Origin of the sequence: Nocardia sp. NPDC049707 (assembly GCF_040674855.1) — a bacterium.
In the GTDB taxonomy this organism is placed as follows: domain Bacteria; phylum Actinomycetota; class Actinomycetes; order Mycobacteriales; family Mycobacteriaceae; genus Nocardia.
On sequence record NZ_JBFANN010000024.1, the window covers coordinates 47,215 to 65,840 of the forward strand.

Annotated in this window: 19 protein-coding genes; 9 read left to right on the top strand and 10 right to left on the bottom strand. The window is 66.6% G+C overall.

The features are described from left to right. Window positions 1-3 precede the first annotated feature (3 nt). On the bottom strand, window positions 4-1,956 hold the full coding sequence (locus tag AB0J29_RS21575; protein WP_364788853.1) for a cation-translocating P-type ATPase: 1,953 nt from the start codon (window positions 1,954-1,956) through the stop codon (window positions 4-6). 4 nt (window positions 1,957-1,960) lie between these two features. Beyond that, window positions 1,961-2,338 (bottom strand): metalloregulator ArsR/SmtB family transcription factor, encoded by a 378-nt coding sequence (locus tag AB0J29_RS21580; protein WP_364788856.1) that lies wholly within the window; start codon window positions 2,336-2,338, stop codon window positions 1,961-1,963. A gap of 516 nt (window positions 2,339-2,854) precedes the next feature. Between AB0J29_RS21580 and AB0J29_RS21585 the strand changes: the two genes are divergently transcribed. The 3 genes from AB0J29_RS21585 (at window position 2,855) to AB0J29_RS21595 (ending at window position 5,813) form a co-directional block, all read left to right on the top strand. Continuing rightward, window positions 2,855-3,307 carry a hypothetical protein gene (locus AB0J29_RS21585; RefSeq protein WP_364788859.1) on the top strand — a complete coding sequence of 151 codons (453 nt, stop codon included), beginning with the start codon at window positions 2,855-2,857 and terminating at the stop codon, window positions 3,305-3,307. Window positions 3,308-3,411: 104 nt separating this feature from the next. Further along, window positions 3,412-4,536 (top strand): PLP-dependent cysteine synthase family protein, encoded by a 1,125-nt coding sequence (locus tag AB0J29_RS21590; protein WP_364788862.1) that lies wholly within the window; start codon window positions 3,412-3,414, stop codon window positions 4,534-4,536. Continuing rightward, complete coding sequence (locus AB0J29_RS21595) at window positions 4,533-5,813, top strand: MFS transporter (RefSeq protein WP_364788865.1); 1,281 nt, start codon at window positions 4,533-4,535, stop codon at window positions 5,811-5,813. The genes AB0J29_RS21590 and AB0J29_RS21595 overlap by 4 nt, the downstream gene beginning before the upstream one ends. Before the next feature lie 126 nt (window positions 5,814-5,939). Here AB0J29_RS21595 and AB0J29_RS21600 read toward each other — a convergent pair whose 3' ends face one another. From AB0J29_RS21600 to AB0J29_RS21625, 6 genes are all read right to left on the bottom strand, one after another. After that, entirely contained in the window at window positions 5,940-6,473 is a 534-nt protein-coding gene (locus AB0J29_RS21600; RefSeq protein WP_364788868.1) for a permease, read from the bottom strand. Window positions 6,474-6,589: 116 nt separating this feature from the next. Then, window positions 6,590-7,108 (bottom strand): hypothetical protein, encoded by a 519-nt coding sequence (locus AB0J29_RS21605; protein ID WP_364788871.1) that lies wholly within the window; start codon window positions 7,106-7,108, stop codon window positions 6,590-6,592. Window positions 7,109-7,356: 248 nt separating this feature from the next. After that, window positions 7,357-8,340 carry an aldo/keto reductase gene (locus AB0J29_RS21610; RefSeq protein ID WP_364788874.1) on the bottom strand — a complete coding sequence of 328 codons (984 nt, stop codon included), beginning with the start codon at window positions 8,338-8,340 and terminating at the stop codon, window positions 7,357-7,359. 159 nt (window positions 8,341-8,499) lie between these two features. Further along, entirely contained in the window at window positions 8,500-9,084 is a 585-nt protein-coding gene (locus tag AB0J29_RS21615; protein ID WP_364788877.1) for a helix-turn-helix domain-containing protein, read from the bottom strand. Beyond that, a complete protein-coding gene (locus AB0J29_RS21620; protein WP_364788880.1) occupies window positions 9,081-10,301 on the bottom strand; it encodes a cytochrome P450 in 1,221 nt (406 codons plus the stop codon). Before AB0J29_RS21620 ends, AB0J29_RS21615 begins: the two co-directional genes overlap by 4 nt. Before the next feature lie 168 nt (window positions 10,302-10,469). Then, window positions 10,470-11,678 carry an MFS transporter gene (locus AB0J29_RS21625; RefSeq protein WP_364788883.1) on the bottom strand — a complete coding sequence of 403 codons (1,209 nt, stop codon included), beginning with the start codon at window positions 11,676-11,678 and terminating at the stop codon, window positions 10,470-10,472. Window positions 11,679-11,796: 118 nt separating this feature from the next. On the opposite strand from AB0J29_RS21625, the gene AB0J29_RS21630 reads away from it, so the two are divergent. The 4 genes from AB0J29_RS21630 (at window position 11,797) to AB0J29_RS21645 (ending at window position 15,319) form a co-directional block, all read left to right on the top strand. Beyond that, window positions 11,797-12,681 carry a LysR family transcriptional regulator gene (locus tag AB0J29_RS21630; RefSeq protein ID WP_364788886.1) on the top strand — a complete coding sequence of 295 codons (885 nt, stop codon included), beginning with the start codon at window positions 11,797-11,799 and terminating at the stop codon, window positions 12,679-12,681. A gap of 47 nt (window positions 12,682-12,728) precedes the next feature. Continuing rightward, window positions 12,729-13,211: a hypothetical protein gene (locus tag AB0J29_RS21635; RefSeq protein WP_364788889.1), complete on the top strand. Its 483-nt coding sequence runs from the start codon at window positions 12,729-12,731 to the stop codon at window positions 13,209-13,211. Window positions 13,212-13,348: 137 nt separating this feature from the next. Continuing rightward, complete coding sequence (locus AB0J29_RS21640) at window positions 13,349-14,368, top strand: adenylate/guanylate cyclase domain-containing protein (RefSeq protein WP_364788892.1); 1,020 nt, start codon at window positions 13,349-13,351, stop codon at window positions 14,366-14,368. A gap of 180 nt (window positions 14,369-14,548) precedes the next feature. Continuing rightward, window positions 14,549-15,319: an RNA pseudouridine synthase gene (locus AB0J29_RS21645; RefSeq protein WP_364788895.1), complete on the top strand. Its 771-nt coding sequence runs from the start codon at window positions 14,549-14,551 to the stop codon at window positions 15,317-15,319. 105 nt (window positions 15,320-15,424) lie between these two features. On the opposite strand, the gene AB0J29_RS21650 is transcribed toward AB0J29_RS21645, so the two are convergent. Next, complete coding sequence (locus AB0J29_RS21650; protein ID WP_364788898.1) at window positions 15,425-16,069, bottom strand: TIGR03086 family metal-binding protein; 645 nt, start codon at window positions 16,067-16,069, stop codon at window positions 15,425-15,427. Window positions 16,070-16,155: 86 nt separating this feature from the next. Here AB0J29_RS21650 and AB0J29_RS21655 point away from each other — a divergent pair, with 86 nt between their 5' ends. Both AB0J29_RS21655 and AB0J29_RS21660 read left to right on the top strand, forming a co-directional pair. Beyond that, window positions 16,156-16,590, top strand: a complete 435-nt coding sequence (locus AB0J29_RS21655) for a MarR family transcriptional regulator (RefSeq protein WP_364788901.1) — start codon at window positions 16,156-16,158, stop codon at window positions 16,588-16,590. Between the two features lie 160 nt (window positions 16,591-16,750). Beyond that, window positions 16,751-17,530, top strand: coding sequence for a metallophosphoesterase (locus AB0J29_RS21660; RefSeq protein WP_364788904.1), 780 nt, complete (start codon window positions 16,751-16,753; stop codon window positions 17,528-17,530). Here the strand turns inward: AB0J29_RS21660 and AB0J29_RS21665 are convergent. Further along, window positions 17,527-18,585: an AraC family transcriptional regulator gene (locus tag AB0J29_RS21665; protein ID WP_364788907.1), complete on the bottom strand. Its 1,059-nt coding sequence runs from the start codon at window positions 18,583-18,585 to the stop codon at window positions 17,527-17,529. The two genes, AB0J29_RS21660 and AB0J29_RS21665, sit on opposite strands and share 4 nt — an antisense overlap. Between the last annotated feature and the right edge of the window lie 41 nt (window positions 18,586-18,626).

Consider the following 18,626-nt stretch of genomic DNA (forward strand, 5'->3'; position numbering starts at 1 on the left):
TGGTCACGAATGGGCCCCGACGAGCGGGGCGGTCTCCTGAGCTGCCGGCCCCTGGGCGACCAGGGGTCGGACGCGTCCGGCGCGCACACCGTTGGCGATGATGACGATCTCGGCGACTTCGTGCACCAGGACCACCGCGGCTAGGCCGAGGGCACCGAACAACGCCAGCGGCATGAGTGCGGTGATGACGACCAGCGAGAGGCCAACGTTCTGCAGCATGATCCGCCACGAGCGTCGGGCATGGGTCAGGGCCTGCGGCAGATGGCGGAGGTCCGCACCCATGAGGGCGACGTCGGCGGTTTCGATGGCGACGTCGGTTCCCATCGCGCCCATCGCGATTCCGACGTCCGCGGTGGCCAGGGCGGGGGCGTCGTTGACGCCGTCGCCGACCATGGCCATCGACCGCTGCCGACCGAGCTCGCCGATGATGCGGGCCTTGTCCTCGGGCCGCAGGTCGGCGTGGACGTCCTCGATCCCGACGTCGGCGGCCAGGGCGCGCGCGGTGCGTTCGTTGTCGCCGGTGAGCATCGCGACGTGGTAACCCTCGCGCCGCAGCTGCGACACCACCTCGACGGCCTCGGGGCGCAATTCGTCGCGGACCGCGATCGCGCCGACGACGCGTCCGTCGCGCTCGATGAGGACGGCCGTGGCTCCGGCCAGTTGCATGCGCTCGACGGCGCCGGCCAGCGGTCCGGGAGTGATCCATCCCGGCCGGCCGAGTCGCACCTGCGCCCGATCCAGCTGTCCGGTCAGGCCCGCTCCGGTGACGGCCTCGACGTTCTCGGCCGGAGCGATGTCGTCGACAGCGGCCAGGATCGCTTTGGCGAGAGGATGCTCGCTGCGTGACTCGAGTGCCGCGGCGATCGCGAGGACCTCGTCGCGGGTGGCTCGGTCTGCGGTCGCGACGTCGATGACGGTGGGCTGGTTGCGGGTGAGGGTGCCGGTCTTGTCCAGGGCGATGCCGCCGATCTTGCCGAGGGCTTCGAGGGCGGCGCCTCCCTTCACCAGGACGCCGAGCTTGCTGGCGGCGCCGATCGCGGCGACCACGGTGACCGGGACGGCGATGGCGAGCGCGCACGGCGAGGCAGCAACCAGCACGACCAGGGCACGTTCGATCCAAATCCGCGGGTCGCCGAGCAGGCTGCCGGCCACCGCGATGACCGCGGCGGCGACCATGATCGCAGGGACGAGTGGTTTGGCGATCTTGTCGGCGAGGCGTTGAGCCTCGCCCTTGCGCGTCTGCTCGGCCTCGACGATCCGCACGATCTTCGCCAGCGAGTTGTCCTGCGCGGACGCGGTGACCTCCACCTCGAGGACACCGGTGCCGTTGATGGATCCGGCGAACACCTCGTTGCCCGGGCCGACCTCGACCGGCACCGACTCGCCGGTGATCGCCGAGGTGTCCAGGGCGGTGCGGCCGCCGCGGATGATGCCGTCGGTGGCGATCCGTTCGCCCGGTTTGACAATCATGACCTCGCCGAGCCGCAACTCGGCCGGGGGCACGCTCTGCTCGACGTCGCGGATCACCGTCGCGGTGTCCGGGACCAGCGACAGCAGCGCCCGCAGGCCGTGGCGGGTGCGGGAAACCGCGTACTCCTCGAGGCCTTCGCTGATCGCGAACAGGAAGGCGAGCATCGCCGCCTCCCCGACCTCCCCGAGCACCACCGCACCGACGGCCGCGATCGTCATCAGGGTGCCGACCCCGACCTTTCCCTTCGCCAGCCGGGTGAGGGTGGACGGGACGAACGTATAGCCGGCAACAAGCAGCGCGACGGCCTCCAGCACCGTTCGCACCAACTGCGGGCCGTCCGACAGGTTGACGACCAGCCCGGCGAGCAGCAGCATTCCGGCGACGGCGGCCGCCCGGATCTCAGTGACCTGCCAGAGCTTCCCCGCTTCTCGCTCCTCGCCTTCCTCGGTGGGCTCATCGTGACCGCAGCCGCACGCGTCGCTCATCCCGTCACCACGCTGCCGACTCGGTGCCGTAGTTCGGGCACAACGCGACCGCGGAACCGGTCGCCGCCAGAACCGTCTCGGCAGCCGCGAGCAGATCGAGCAGCTCCGGCCTGGCCAGGGAGTAGAACACCTGCCTGCCCTGCGGGCGTCCCTCGACGAGCTTGCAGTCCCGCAGACACGCCACGTGCGCCGACACTGTCGACTGCGCCAACCCCAGTTCGGCGACGAGATCGGCGACCCGCGCCTCCCCACGGGCGAGGCGACGCACGATCGCCAACCGTGTTCCGTCGGAAAGGCTGTGGAACAACGCGACCGCGGAATCGAGCGCCGGGCCCGACTCGCTATCCGCCGAGAGACAACCCCCGACATTATTGATCGTCATATGGCGATGATAGCCGGATACGGCGATGGTTGTTCGGCGGATGCCGCCCTGGTCGGGTTCAGGCCACGTCGGCAGCGGGTGTGAGTCTCCCGACGTGGTCGTCACACATTGTTCGCCAGAGCCGTTTCGCCACTTGCCGTTTCAGGCTCGCCTCACGCGAGGTCTTGCCTTCGGCCATCTTCCGCTGGTGGTAGACACATCCGGGGCTGCTGGATGTACGCGCTCGGGTGACGGCGACGATGTGGATGGCGGAGTTCAGCATCCGGTCCCTGCTACGCGAGAGCCACGCCACACAAGCCGGAAGCCTCTCGGCGGCGGCGCGACGGCCGCACATCAGCCGGCCAGCCCTGTCCCCTCAATTTCGTGGCATCGGTCATACAACTCCAGCCTCGTACGTATGCGAATAGTAGATTTTTGGCAGGATGTCCATCGCATGTCCTCTGCGTGCGGACGTTGGTAGTGCGTGAGGATGTAGGTAGGAAGCGTTTCGGCCGGACGGGTTCGCGGGAGGAGGCTGTGGTCGCGGTGAAGCTCATCGGTCGGTTCCGACCCACCGCCTGGACGCTGGCGCTACTAGCCGCGGCGCTGCTCATCGCATCGCTGCTGCACTGCACGCTGCTCGCCGACGATCACCATGCGCATGGAACTGCTCAGCACCCCCATGCGGCGGCACCTCCGATCACTGCTCTGGTGGCCTCGACGGTGGATGGTTCGGCACATGCCATCGCCGATCTCGATGAGCACCACGGTGCGCCGCATGCCGTCCACTGCTTCCACACACCCGCACTACCGGTAACTGCTGGAAGTCTCGTGCCGCTGCTGCTGGTCCTGTTTGCACTGGTCACGACCATGGTCGTCGCAGCAGGGTACCGGCTGGATTCCGGTGGCGTGCGTGGTCCGCCGGTCGCGGCTCGGCCTGTCGTCAGCGGCCGAGTCCTGCTGACGCGTATCTGTATCGCCCGACGCTGATCGGTCAGCGCCAGGCCGGCGCGTGTTGTCCCCCGCCGGCCGGTGTCCGCTGCCCGTTCGTCTCTGCGCCCCTGCGGGGCGTCTCGATACAGAAAGCAAAGGTCATGGACAAAGTTGTGCTCGGCACGCGTACCGAGGTCCCGGCGGCGCTGGTGGCCGCGCCGGGCCCGGCCCGACACCTGAACGCGCTGGTCGGTAACACCCCGATCCTGTGGGTCGGCGAACCATTGGCACCGGCGGGCCGAGGGTTCTGGGCCAAGCTCGAAGGCTTCAACCCCGGCGGGATGAAAGACCGCCCCGCCCTGCACATGGTTCGGCGCGCGAAAGCACGCGGCGATCTGGCGCCCGGCGCGCGGATCGTCGAATCCACAAGCGGCACATTGGGTTTGGGTCTGGCCCTGGCGGGAATGGTGTATCGGCATCCGGTCACGGTGGTGACCGATCCGGGCCTCGAGCCGATCATGGCGCAGAAGCTCGCCGCGTATGGGATACAGGTCGATCTGGTGACCGAGCCGCATGCGATCGGTGGTTGGCAGCAGGCCCGGCGTGCACGGGTGATCGAGTTGCTCGATGGTGAGGCCGATGCGTGGTGCCCGGATCAGTACAACAACCCGGATAACGTCGACGGCTACGAATCGCTCGCGATCGAGCTGATCGAACAGCTCGGCAGTGTCGATGTGCTGGTGTGCGCGGTCGGCACCGGCGGTCATTCCGCCGGGGTGGCGCGGGTGTTGCGGCGGTTCAACCCGGACCTGAAGCTGATCGGGGTCGACACCATTGCCTCGACGATCTTCGGTCAGCCCGCCGGTCCGCGGTTGATGCGCGGGCTGGGCTCGAGCATCTATCCGCACAACGTCGACTACGCCGCGTTCGACGAAATTCACTGGATCGCTCCGTCGGAGGCGGTCTGGGCGTGCCGCACCCTGGCCGCGACCCACCATGCCAGTGGTGGTTGGAGCGTCGGCGCGGTCGCGCTGGTGGCGAGCTGGGCCGCCCGCACGCACGACCCCGAACTACGCATCGCGGCAGTATTCCCTGACGGGCCGGACCGCTACTTCGACACCATCTACAACGACACCTACTGCGAGCAACACGGGCTATTCGACGCCGATCCGCCGATCGAACCGGACACCATCACCCACCCGACCGAGGTAGTCGTACAGTCCTGGACTCGCTGCACTACTGTCATCGATCCGAAACATCACGATGGTCGGGGGCAGGCGTCATGACCGTGCTCGCCAAGTTCCGCAGCTTCGATCTCGCCGCCCGGCTGTTGATGGTCAACCAGTTCGGCATCAACCTCGGCTTCTACATGCTGATGCCGTACCTGGCCGGATACCTCGCCGGCCCACTGGGATTGGCGGCATGGGCGGTCGGCCTCGTGCTCGGCGTGCGGAACTTCTCCCAGCAGGGGATGTTTCTCGTCGGCGGCACGCTCGCCGACCGGCTCGGCTACAAACCGCTGATCGTCGCCGGATGTTTCCTGCGGACCGGTGGCTTCGCGTTACTGGTATTCGCGACCTCGTTGCCGGGATTGCTGATCGCCTCGGCGGCAACAGGTTTCGCCGGAGCGCTGTTCAATCCGGCGGTTCGCGCCTATCTCGCGGCCGACACCGGCGAGCGCCGGGTGGAAGCGTTCGCGGTGTTCAACATCTTCTACCAGGCCGGCATCCTGGCCGGCCCCTTGGTCGGACTCGCGCTGATGGCGCTGGATTTCCGGGTGACCGCGGGCGCGGCGGCGGCGGTGTTCGCGGTCCTGACAGTGGCGCAACTGTTCGCGCTACCCACCCGGCACGCCGAAACTCCGGCCGAGCGGACCTCGGTGCTCGAGGACTGGCGCACCGTGGTGTCCAACCGGCGGTTCGTGGCATTCGCGCTGGCGATGATCGGCTCGTACGTGCTGTCGTTCCAGGTGTATCTCGCACTGCCGCTGCAAGCGGACTACGTGGCCGGGGCGCGGTCGCAGGAGGTGACCTCGGCGGTATTCGTGATCTCGGGTGTCGTCGCGGTGGCCGGCCAGTTGCGCATCACCGCGTGGTTGCGGACCCGGTGGCGCAGCGGGCGCAGCCTGGTCGTCGGCATGAGCCTGCTAGCGGTGTCGTTTCTGCCGCTGGCGGTCGTGCCGGCCCCGGAGCGATTCGGGACAGTGGCCGCAATCGCCGCGCTGCTGGTGACGGCGGCCCTGCTGGCGATCGGAACCGCGGCCGTGTTCCCGTTCGAGATGGACACCGTTGTCTCCTTGGCCAACGGCAGGCTGGTGGCCACCCACTACGGGTTCTACAACACCGTCGTCGGCATCGGAATCCTGATCGGTAACCTCGCCACCGGCGCGGTAGTCGGCGCCGCCCACGATGCCGAAGCCGAGTGGGCGGTCTGGGTCGGACTCACCGCCATCGGCGCGCTGGCCACGTTGGCCCTGTACCGGCTCGACCGGTCCCAGACCACGCAGGCACCCACCGCCCGTATCGATCAGCCGAAGACCGCGATCAGTGGCGGACGGCACTAGCTGCCACGGCTGGGCAGGCGCGGCCGGTCGATGATCCGGCGGGCCGCGCGTGCTCGTCAATGGGAAAACCGAAGCGAGGTGATCATGGGGCAGGCTCGGCTGATCCCACTTCCAGCCGAAGCGGGGCTAATTCGACAGCTGCGGATGCTCGGTCCGGCGGCGTCGACGCCAGCGAGTGACCAGCAAGCCCGCGCCGAAAACCACTATGGCGGCCACGATCGCGCCGACCAAGGTGGCACCGCGGAAACCTGGTGCGTCGACGTCGAGGATTCGCTGGCCCGCGTGTGCGCCATTACCGTCGCCGAGCACGATGGTGAGTGTCATCAGGTTCGGGATCGCCGTCACCACCGCGGCAACCACGGATACCGCGGCGATGTATCGGCCATAGCGCCGGCGCCAGGCGAGCGGGGCGATCAGTAGCAGCACCAGTGCCAGCGCGGTACAGAGCGTGCCGAATGTCAACCCCCAGCCGATGCCCTTGGCGAAACTCCCGTGCGCCAGATCCGCGATCCGCTGCCCCCACCAGCGCGGAATGAATGCCGCCAGCACAAAATACGAGGCGATCAGCACCACCGCCGCCAGTAGCAGCGCGATGATCCGGTTGCGCCAGCTCGGCACCGAGTGACTGTCGGCGGACACGACCTCGTTCTGGGTAGCCATAGCCACGATTATGCGCGCATGCGCCTATCCCGTTCAGTGGCAAGTTATTTCACGACCGGGCTGGCAAATATCCGAATACGGGTACCGGGCGCACTGCCCGGTACCCGTTCATCGGTTCAGTTGAAATGCGCCGCGACGATCGGCACGTCGGCACCGCGGACCTCGCCCGCGATACAAGATCCCGCCATTGCCAGGGCATTGCGGATCGGACCTTGTTCGATCACCAGATGGCCACCCGCACCGGGGCCATCGGTGATGGTCACAGTGTTGGACATCGACCCGCCGACGCCACCGCGCACCTGCCATGGCCCGCTGATCCGGCTGACCGCGCCATTGGACCAGTTGACCTGACCGTCGATCTGACCATCGACATCGCTGCAGTTGCCGGATCCACTGAAGGTGCCGCTCACTGTGGCCACGGGCGCGGGTGTGTCCGAGCAGCCGGTGAGGTTGCCGTTCCAGGTGGCGGTCACCGGAGTGACCGACATGCCGAGCGGACTTGTGCTGTAACTGAATTGGCCGCCGGAACAGTCTCCGGCAATCGGCTCCGCCGCGGCCTGCTGGGTGCCGACGAATGCGGCGGCGAATGCGGCGACAGCGACGGAAACTATCGCGAACTTCCGGGATATTGCCATGACGAATACCTTCTCCTGTTGATCGACTTGATCTGATGGAGCAGCTGACGACAAGCAAACGCCAAGATCGTAGACGGCGCGTCCGGCGCAGGCTAATCGGCCCACACCCGTTTCTCGGGAATGGCATGTCGCGCAGGTATTGGTCGGGTTGACCGTGATCACATCACAGTGCTGTCGCAGACCTTCGTATTCGGGACACGGTTCATGCAGTGCGTCGCTATGCGAGGTGTGCGAGGCCGGAGCGATAATCAGCGACCGGCGGCCTTGGCGAGGTGTTCCGGGTAGCGTGCACCGGAGAAGGCGCTGGCGGGTGCGGCGGCATCGATGCGGGCGAGATCGTCTGCGGTCAGGGTGATCCCGGCCGCGGCGACATTCTCCTCCAGGTAGGTGCGGCGCTTGGTACCCGGAATGGGAACCACATCGTCACCACGGCTCTGCACCCAGGCGAGCGCCAATTGTCCTGCGGTAATACCCTTTTCGGCGGCCAGCTCGCGCAGCGTCGCGACAATGGCGAGGTTGCTGTCCAGATTGTCCTCGGCGAAGCGCGGTAGGCGGCGGCGCATATCGTCGGCAGGCAGATCGACGATGGAGGTGATGGCGCCGGTCAGGAAGCCGCGGCCGAGCGGTGCGAAGGGCACGATGCCGATGCCGAGCTCACGGCAGGTCGGCAGCACTTCGGCCTCGATATCCCTGGTCCACAGCGACCATTCGCTCTGCAGGGCGGTCACCGGATGGACCGCGTGCGCGCGCCGGATGGTCGCCGCCGAGGCCTCCGAAATGCCGAGGTAACGCACCTTGCCCGCCTGCACCAGCTCCGAAAGCGCACCCCAGGTCTCCTCGACCGGAACATTCGGATCTACGCGGTGCTGGTAGTAGAGGTCGATGTGGTCGACACCGAGCCGGGCCAGCGACGCATCGCAGCTCTGCTCGACATACGCGGCGTCGCCACGAGCCCCCATACTGCCGTCCTCGCCCCACACGATGCCGAATTTGGTCGCGAGCACGACCTGATCGCGGCGGTCGGCGATGGCCTTGCCGACCAGGCGCTCGTTGGTCTCCGGGCCGTAGATATCGGCGGTGTCCAGCAGCGTCACGCCCAGATCCAGCGCACGGTGAATGGTGGCGATGGATTCGTCGTCGTTATTACGCACGCCGTAGGCCTGGCTCATGCCCATACAGCCCAGCCCTTGTGCGCCGACGGTCAACTGGCCGAGCTTCCTGGTCGGAATCATGCGGGGCTCTCCTCTGTGGTCGATGATCTTCGCCATCGACGCTACGAGCTGGAGTGCTCTCCAAGTCAAGGGCCGAGTTGCCGGTTCGGCGATCACTTCAGCGCCGTGAACGCGAGCCGGCTTGCTCGTTGCCGTGTCCTGCGGCGCGACGACAGGAGGTCAGCTCGCGAACGCACCCAGAACGACCGGCGCGACGAACTGCTCGAGCATGACCCGTTCATCGGCCTCGTCGCGACCGGGCGCGGTGAGCAGCGACATGATGATCCGAGCCAACCAGCGGGCCAGGCGAGAGCGGTCCGGATCGGCGGCGGGCGGCAGCAACCCGGCGGCAATGGCCTCGATGACCTCGGAGGATTGACCGATTTCATTGGCGATACCCGCATCACCCGTGGTGAACCACGCGATCAGCGTCGGGTCGGCACGGACCTCGCGCAGCGATGCGAGCATGACCGCGACAATGCGCTCGCGCGGATCGGTGATCGCTCGAGTCCGCTCGGCAACCGCGGCCGCGACCCGACGAGCTTCGCGGTGCACGAACGCGATTCGCAGCGCTCGGCGATTCGGGAAATAGCGATACAGGGTGGCGCGCGAGCAACCCGCGGCCTTCGCGACATCGCCCATGCCGGTATTCGTGACACCGCGTTCGACGAACAACTGTGCGGCGGCATCGAGGATCTGCTCGGCCGCGATATCGGCGCGCTTGGGGCGCAACCAATCTCCGGCCCCACCCGAGGAGGCCATCATCGCGACACCCGGAACGGCACACGATCCGGCCAGCGCACATAACTGCCGGGGGCGTAACGCACACGGTCGATATCGACGACGAAATCCGGGCAGCGCGTGAGCAGTTCCTCCAGTGCGACACACGCGACCATGCGCGCGGCGGCCGCACCGAGACAGTGATGGTTGCCGTGACTGAAGGTCAGGATCTGCTTGGGACGTCGCAACACATCGAGTTCGCTTGCATCGGCACCGAATTCGCGTTCATCCCGATTGGCCGAGGCATACAGCAGCAGCACCCGACGTCCGGCCGCAATGGTGGTGCCGTGCATCTCGATATCGCGCACCGCGGTTCGCGCCAAACCCTGCACCGGAGAGGTGAGCCGCAGGAACTCCTCGACCGCATCCGGGATGAGCGCCGGATTCTCGATCAGCAGCCGACGCTGATCGGGACGCTCGGTCAGCAATTGCACCGCGCCGCCGAGATTGCCGGTGGTGGTGTCGTTTCCGCCGGTAATCATGGTGAAGGCGAAGCCGAGAATCGAGAGGATGCCCGCGTAGTCGCCATCCGCGCCGAGCCCGGAAGCCACCAGATGCGAAATCGTATCGTCGGCGGGTTCGGCGCGACGGCGTTCGATCAAATGGGTGAAGTACTGCATCAATTCACCGATCGCCTCTTGCGCGTCGAGCGGACTGCCACCCGCCGAGGCGGTCATGATCAGCTCGGTCCACTCGTCGAATCTCGGCCGATCCGGTTCCGGCACACCGAGATAATGCGCGACCACCATGCTCGGCAGCGGCTTGAAGAGTTCGACGACGATATCGCCCGCACTCGCCGCCCGCAGCCGCTCCAGCCGCTCGACGACGAAGGCCCGCACCTGCGGTTCGACCGAACGCACCTGCCGCGGCGTGAACCCCTTCATGACCTGTTTGCGGAAGGTGGTGTGCTCCGGCGGATCGGTGAAGACGAACGGCCGCGGTTCGGGCAGCCCGATCTCACCGAGGTCGCGGTAGTCGACGGTCAGGCCGTTCGCCGACGAGAAGGTCGCGACGTCCCGCGCCGCCGCATACACATCCGAGTAGCGGGAAAGGACATAGTAATCGCTCGCCGGATCATCCTGCGGCACAACATGATGCACGGGATCATGCGCGCGCAGTTCGGCATACATCTGCCACGGGTCCCGCCAGGTCTGCGCGGACCTCAATTCGAAATACGGTTGGTGAGACGACTCTGTCACCATGATCCGAATGTAAGACAAAAGTTCACTTCTGTCTAGAACGTGTTCTTGCGATCTGATCCGCCACCGCACACCCCGCGCCGACCTCTGACCCGCCGAAACACCACAGGCAAACCGATCGCAGGATGGTCCTGCCATTTTGGGTCGAAATACCTTGTGGCAGTGCAGTTTCTACGCGGTTTCCGGGGCTCGGCCGAGCACTGTTGTCAGCAGCGCCGCACCGACCAGAGCGCCACCCAGCCAGGGGATCGCGGTGCTGCCGAGGTGGTCGGCTACGAGTCCACCCAGTAGTGCGCCGACCGCAATCGCGGCATTGAAGACGGTGGCGAGCAGCGCGGACACCTCTTCGCGATGGTCAGGGGCCGAAGCGGCAAACCAGGTTAGTGCACTCACCGAGACGCCACCGTAGGCCAGCCCCCAGACGACTATCAGCGCGGCTGCCACGATGCGCGACCCGCCGAGGCCGAACAGCGCGAGAACGGTCGCACCGAGAACCGCGCTGATGATCAACAGCGTGGCGCGCGGGCTACGAGCCGCGTATGCGCCCGCGACAAAATTCCCCAGGATACCGGCGATTCCGTAGACCAACAGCAGCGTGCCGATCATTTCCGAGCTGGCACCGGATAGTTCCTCGAGAATTGGCCGTACATAGGTATAGGCGGCGAAGTGGCCGGTCACCAGGAACGCAACGAGGAGCAGTCCGGTCGACACCTGCGGATTGCCGGATAGTCGCAGGACCGCGCGCAGTGGAGCGGCATGGGATGCGGGCAGCGGCGGCAGCAGTGCGGCCAGCATCAGCAACACCAGAAACGCGAGCAGCGCGGTCGCTACGAAGGCGATACGCCAACCGACGAGCGCGCCGAGAAATGCGCCCGCCGGAATACCGAGCACCGAAGCGATGGCGACACCGCTGAACACCACCGAGGTGGCCGTCCCCGTGGATTTCGGCGGCACCAACCGCACCGCGACCGCCGCCGCCAGCGCCCACACACCACCCATCCCGATGCCGATGAGCACCCGCCCGACGACGAATACCGCGAAATTCGGCGACCAGGCGGCGGCCAGATTGCCGAGTGCTAGCACGGTGAGCAGCACGCACAGCACCCAGCGGCGATCGAACATCCCGAAACCAGAGGTCAGCAGCGGCGCCGAGACCGCCGCGACCAGTCCGGTCACGGTCAGCGCGAGTCCGGCCGTGCCCTCGGTGACCCGCAATGTGGCACCGATCGGCGTGAGCAGCCCGACCGGCAGCATTTCCGCGGTGACCACCGTGAAGGTGGCCGCGGCCACCGCACCGACACCGAGCCAGCCACGCGGCAGTGCGAGCCGTGAACTCGTCTGGGCCGAAACGGTTTCCGCGACATCGTGAACTTCTGTCATGTCATCCACTCAAGGGATCGCGCCGAGCGGAAACAACAGCGAAGTTCTCACCGTTCTATGAGCTGAGCTAATCGACCGCGGTAAGCGGCCGATCCGGGCTCGCGACGAAAGGACACCGATGGGCAGCCTGGAGGTGCGCGAGTTGGAGGCATTCCTCGCGCTGGCCGACGAACTGCATTTCGGCCGCGCGGGCGCGCGGCTCTATCTATCGCAGAGCCGGGTGAGCCAGCTCTTGCGGACGCTGGAACAGCGTGTCGGCGCCCGGCTCGTCGAGCGCAGTAGCCGACGGGTGCGTCTCACACCGCTGGGCCAGGAATTTCTCGCCGAACTGCGCCCCGCATACGCCGCGCTGCAAGCGACGGTGGACAGTGCGCGTGCTGCGGCCCGTAGCGTGAAAGGCATACTGCGCGTTGGTTTCCAGGGCTCCTACAATGATGAGCTACGCAAGAGCATCGAGCTGTTACAGCGTAGATATCCCGATTGCACAACCGAATTGGTGGAGATCCCGTTGTCGGACCCGTTCGGATCGTTGTACCGCAACGAGGTCGATGCAGCACTGGTCCTGCTGCCCATGGGAGAGACGGATCTCGTTCTCGGACAGGTCTTTTCCGAAAACCCGCCGACGCTGGCGGTCGCCAGCGACCACCCGTTCGCACGGCGCGAAAGTCTGGACGTCGAAGAGCTCGCGCAGTGCACTGTGATCGGTGTGCGGGGACCAGCCCCGGAGTATTGGCGACGGGCCCAAGCATTGGATGTCACCCCGAGCGGCCGTACGGTATCGACCGGGCCGATGGTCGCCACCTTGGCCGAAGGACTTGCGCAGGTGGCGGCGGGCCGCGGTGCCATGCTGCTGTGCGCGTCGACCGCCGCGGATCATCGGCGCAGGTCGGTCACCTTCGTACCGATCACCGGCCTCGCCGGTTCCCGCCTCGGCCTCATCTGGCATCGCAATAACGAAACCGCCCGCGTCCGTGCGCTTTCTCGAGCCGTTGCCATCGCATAGGACGGCGGTACCGTAGGAGAAGCTGGGCCGAAACGCGGGAGGCAGCGATGGTGCAGATGGACCGGCCGCCCAAGATACAGATACCCGATGCGGATGCGCCGTGGAACGAGATCGTGCCACAGCTGTGGATGGGTGGGCACCATTACGGGAACGCCGAGGGCGTGCGGGTGCCCGCGATCGTCGGGACCGAATTCGATGTCGTGATCAGCCTGTTCCAGGCCGAGGGGCACGGGCCCGGACCGGATGTCGAACACCATCACCTCGCGATTCCGGATACGGCGCTGCTCGCCGAGCAGCTCGCGGCTGCGCGCGAATTGTCCAGGATCGCCGCCGCGGCGGTCCGTGCCGACCGCAGCGTCATGGTGCGCTGCCAGTACGGATACAACCGTTCGGGTTTGGTGGTCGCGCAGACGCTGCTCGAGCTGGGGCATTCGGTCGATGACGCCATCACCCTGATCCGGCGGCGGCGCTCCCGCCATGCGCTGAACAACGAGTTCTTCGTGACCTATCTGACGGTCGGGCTCCGATAGACAGTGCCCCGGGCGTGCCGTCGACCGGACAGTGGCTGCATCTGAGCTGATTGTGACCGATCACAGTCGCGGACCGCGCTGCCGGTCACCTGCTCTGTTACCGCCATGGGCGCCCGCTGGGCCGTAAGGTACCGATCATGGTTCCCACCGAGATATCCGAGCTGGTCGAGTCGGTCGTGGAGTCGTATCTGCTCGACGGACCGCGCCGCTACAACCGGACCCAGGTCACCGAACAGTCCGGGACGACGACCGAGCTGACCAAGCGGCTGTGGACGGCACTCGGCTTCCCGGCCGGTCTCGACGACGCCGTTGTCGACTACACCGACGCCGATATCGCCGCGGTGCGCAACTTCCGCGCGCTGAATGTGCTCGCCTCGGCGGACTCCCGGCAACAGGCCGCGGCCGCGCGCACCCTCGGCCAGGGCATGGCACGTCTGGCCGAATGGCAGGTCGATGTGATGCTCGCCGAAATCAGCGCCCGGATGGCCGAGGCCGCGCCCGGCACCGATCCGACCGAAACCGCGCGCGCCGCCACCGAGGCGGCCATCTCCAAGCTCGAACAGCTCAATACCTACGCGTGGCGGCGCCACCTCGCCGCGGCCCTGGCCCGTTCCCTCGACCCGGGCACCACGGCGGGCGAGGCGGTGCGCGAATTGGCGGTCGGCTTCGCCGATATGGTCGGCTACACCCGACTCACCAGGCATCTGCACCCGGACGAACTGTCCATGCTGCTGGGGGCATTCGAATCCACCACCACCGCCGCGATCACCGAGAACGGCGGCTGGGTGATCAAGAATGTCGGCGACGAGGTCATGTTCGCGGCCGAGGATCCCGCCGACGCGGCCCGAATCGCGCTGGCCATCCAGGAGAGCACAATGATGGTCGGCGGCACGCCGGAACTGCGGGTCGCCGTGGCCTACGGCCCGGTGCTACAGCGCTTCGGCGATCTGTACGGCTCGGTAGTCAATATCGCCTCCCGCCTCACCGGCGTCGCCCTGCCCGGCACCGTCCTCATCGATGACAAGGCCGCCGCAGCCCTGGACGGCAATCCAGAGTTCGACATCCGCAATCTACGCAGCGTCCGCGTCCGCGGCTTCGACCGCCTCCGCCCGCACACCCTCCGCCGCAACAGCAAGCGCCGGTCGCCAACGACTTAGCCTCGTCCGGCAGGGGACACCATCCTCGTCGACAACAGGCCGCCGCGACCCCTGGACGGCAATCCGGAGTTCGACATCGGCAATCTGCCAACCTGCGGATCGTCAGTGCGCAACCGCAGGCGCCCGCGCCCCCTCCGCCGCAGAGACAAGCACCGATAACCCACGACCTAAGCTCGTCCGGTGGAGTTCGAGTGGGCTGAGTTGCGCAACAGCTGCGTTGTCGAGGAGGACGCGGCGGTGCTGGCGTTGAACAAGCCTGCCGGGATTTCGGTGACCGGGGAGCGGCACGACAGCGATATTGTCGAAGTGGCGGCTGCGGCGGGGGAAACGCTGTATCCGGTGCACCGGATCGACAAGGTGACCTCCGGACTGGTGCTGCTGGCCAAGGACCTGGGCGCGCACGGGCAGCTGACCAGGCAATTCAACAAGCAGACGGCCGAGAAGGCGTACCTGGCGATCGTCGAATCGACCGGTCTGCCCGATCGTGGCGTGATCGAACTGCCGCTCAGTGTCGGCCGCAAGAACCGGGTGCGGATCGCCGCGCCCCGCGAATGCATTCGCGAGCGGGCGGGCCGTTGGTTCGTCGATGACGCGGACCTATTGGCCACCAAGAACTATCCGTCGACAACCCAGTTCACCACGGTCCTGCGCACCGACACCCACACCCTGCTCGCAGTGCGCCCGATCACCGGCCGCCGCCACCAGATCCGCGTCCATCTGGCCTGGATCGGCCACCCCATAGTCGGCGACCCCCTATTCGACAAATCCACCCAACACCCCCGCACCCACCTGCACTCCTGGCAACTAACCCTGTCCGCCCCCTGGCGCACACCCCCAACCCTCACCCTCCAAGCACCCCCCACCCCCGACTTCTGGCACCCCCTCCAACCTCCACCCGCCCTCGACGCCCTCCTTGCCCACGCCGACCAGCTCATACACACCCCCGAGTAGCCCCCAACGCCGCGCACCACTTTGCCCGCCACGCACGACATAACCGGCAAATCCATACGTGGCGCGCCAATCGGTGCGCGCCACAACCAGCGCGGCGAGCGGCGACTATGCCGGCCAGCTCGGGGAACGACCGAGCATGGCGACGATTTCGTCGAGTGTGGAGTTGCCGGACCAGGAGATGACCGGGCCGAAGGCGGCGCCGGGGGCCAGGCGGGCCGGGCCGCCGGGGACTACTTCGGCTACCGATAGTGCGACGGCGAGCAGGTCGTCGTCGAAATGCACTGTGTGGCCGAGGGTTCGGGCGACGTCCCAGGAGTGCACGACGTAGTCGATGAAGTGGAAGCTGACTGCTTCGGCTCCGGAGAATTCGAAGGCGCGGGTGAACTCCGGCAGCGGGAAGGCGCGGTCGAGCACGCCGTCCTCGGCGAAGGATGCCAGCACATGTTCGGCGGCGGCACGGTAGTCCGCGACCGGGTCCTCCCCCAGCGGACGCAGCCGCCACAGTGACAGGTCACCCTCGCCGCGAGATGCGGCCGCGAAACCGTAGTGCTGGGTGATCATGTGCGCCAGCAATCCGTGCAGCGTCCAGCCCGCGCACGGCGTCGGCTTGGCCAGATCAGCCACGGTCAACTGGGAAACGACTTCGATGCTGGTGCGCACGGCCTGGGCATTGAGGGCGATCACATCGACCTGCGTGCCCAGCGAGTCGAGGACCTTCAGTTCGGCGGCGGTGTTGGACTCGGTGGTCATCGCTGTCCTCTCGATACATCCAAATTGATAAGCACAAGCTTATCGTAAGCTGATGATTATCATAATCCAAGCGGTATTTTCTACCCATGCCGGAAAAGCGCCCCGACCTCGCCGCGATGATCGCGCCGCTCGGCCGCGCCCTCGCCACCGCGGAACTGCCCGTCCTCGAACGGCACGGCCTGACCATGTGGGGCTATGTGGTCCTACTCGGACTCGGCGACGAACCCGTCTACACCCAGGCCGCACTGGCCAAGAAGATCCGGGCGGATAAAACGCGCATCATCGGCACACTCGACGAACTCCAGCAGCGTGGCCTCATCCGGCGCGATCCCGATCCGGCCGACCGGCGCGCACGCCTGATTTCACTCACCCCGACCGGCCGGACCACCCGCGACCAGGCGCAACGCGATATCCAGGACCAGGAGAACCAGCTGCTGTCCCAACTCCCCGCCGCCGATCGCAAGGTGTTCCTGCGGTCACTACAGACACTGTGGGAGTCGGTCGTCGAGCCGCCGAGGTGACCCGATGTGCGCGCGACCACTTCCGACCCCACGCCCTTCTACCGGTGGTCAGCCTCATGGCGACACGGAACCCGCAGGTCATCTAGCCTGAAGGGGTGCCGACAATCGATGTCGGCGCATTCTGCCGCAATGGAGCGATCCCCAGAGAAAGCGAACGCCGATGATCCTGGTGGCTCAGGTCAGCGATACCCATTTCGATCTCGGCACCCGCAATGGCGAACGAGCCGAGCGGGTGATGGCCTATCTCGCTGATCTGCGACGCAGGCCCGATGCCATTCTGGTGACCGGCGATATCACCGATTCGGGTAAGCCTGAGCAGTACGCCGAGGCGCGCGTCGCACTCGACGCCGATATCCCGGTCTACGCCCTACCCGGCAATCACGACGACCGCGCCGCCTTCCGCACCGACCTCCTCGGCGAATCCGCATCGACCGCGCCGATCAACCACGCACACCGGGTCGGCAATCTGACCGTGGCCCTGCTGGATTCGACTATCCCGGGCGAAGCCGGCGGCCGACTCACCGAGGAAACCTACGACTGGCTACGCGGCATACTCGCTGCCGCGCCCGCCGACGCACCCATACTCCTTGCGCTGCACCACCCGCCCGCGCACCTGTTCAGTCCGGTCATCGATGAGATCTCGCTGGCCGAACCCGAGAAATTGGCCGAGGTGGTCACCGCCGACGAACGTATTGTCGGCGTGGTCACCGGACATGCGCATTCCGCCGCAGCGACCACCTTCGCCGGCCGTCCGCTATTGATCGCGCCGAGCACCGCATCCGTGCTCGGCGCCGAATGGGAGCTCGAACTACCCCACCAAGTCATGGACTACGCGCCGGACCCGGCCGTCGCCCTGCACGTCATCGACGAAAACTACCGCATTACAACACATTTCCGCAGTGTTGCGATGGACGGCTGGATCGGCGTGCGGCCGAATTAGCGACCTACGATGCGTTCGCGACGGTAGGCGGCCGGTGTCGCACCGGTCCAGCGTTTGAAGGCGTAGATAAAGGTGGAGGATTCGGCGTAGCCGAGCCGGATGGCCACATCGCTCACCGAAAGCGGTGTGGCGGTGAGCATTTCCTCGGCAAGTGCGCGCCGCACCTCGTCCAGCAGTGCGCGATAACCGGTGCCCGCGGCATCGAGGTGGCGGCGCAGGGTGCGGGTACTCATATTGAGATCGCGTGCGATGGAGTCGATTCCGCGCGGGGCGGCGAATCCGTCGGCGCCGCCGGGCACCAGGAGTTCGCGCACCTGCGCCGCGATACCCGTGCGGGCGCGGCGACGGTCCACCAGATCCCGGCATTGCGCCAGGCACATGGCCCAGGTGTGCTCATTCGCCTGCGGCAGTGGCTGTTCCAGCATTGCCGGATCGATGGCGAATAGATTGTGCTGCCGCCCGAAGCGCGGCCGCACCTGGGTAACCGCCATGATCCGGTCGACGTATGTCGGCTCGGGAAAACGGAATTCGGCCCTGGTGAGCGGCAGCTGCTTACCGATCAGATCGCTCATGACCTGATGCATGGCGGTCACATCGCGTTCGACCAGGAACTGGCGCACATCGGCCGGAATCGATTCGTCGTGTACATAGGCGATGAATTCGTCCTCCCGCCACTGCGCGGCGGGCAGGCAGAAGGTGAAGCTCAACTCCAGATACCGCAGCGCGAACGAGATCGCCTTGCCGAGCGTCGGACTACTGACGCAGGCGAAGCCGAAGATGCCGAAGGTGGTGATCCGATAGCGGCGGCCGATCTCGACACCGAGCGCGGGTGTATCGGCGAGTTCGCGGACCAGATTGCGGATGACGGCGAGTTCGATGCGCGCGTCGATCTGCGCGTCCGGATCGTGCAACATGGCCTCGGTCAGCCCGGCTCCGGCCAGCATTCGCGCGACGGGCACGCCGTGCTCACCGGCATAGCGGACCATCAGCGCCACACTGGCAATGCCGCGCGGAAAATTCCAATCGCGGATGCTCGGATCCTGTACCCGCTCCACAGCCGACATTATGGCCGAAAATCTCGATATTCTCGCCTGGC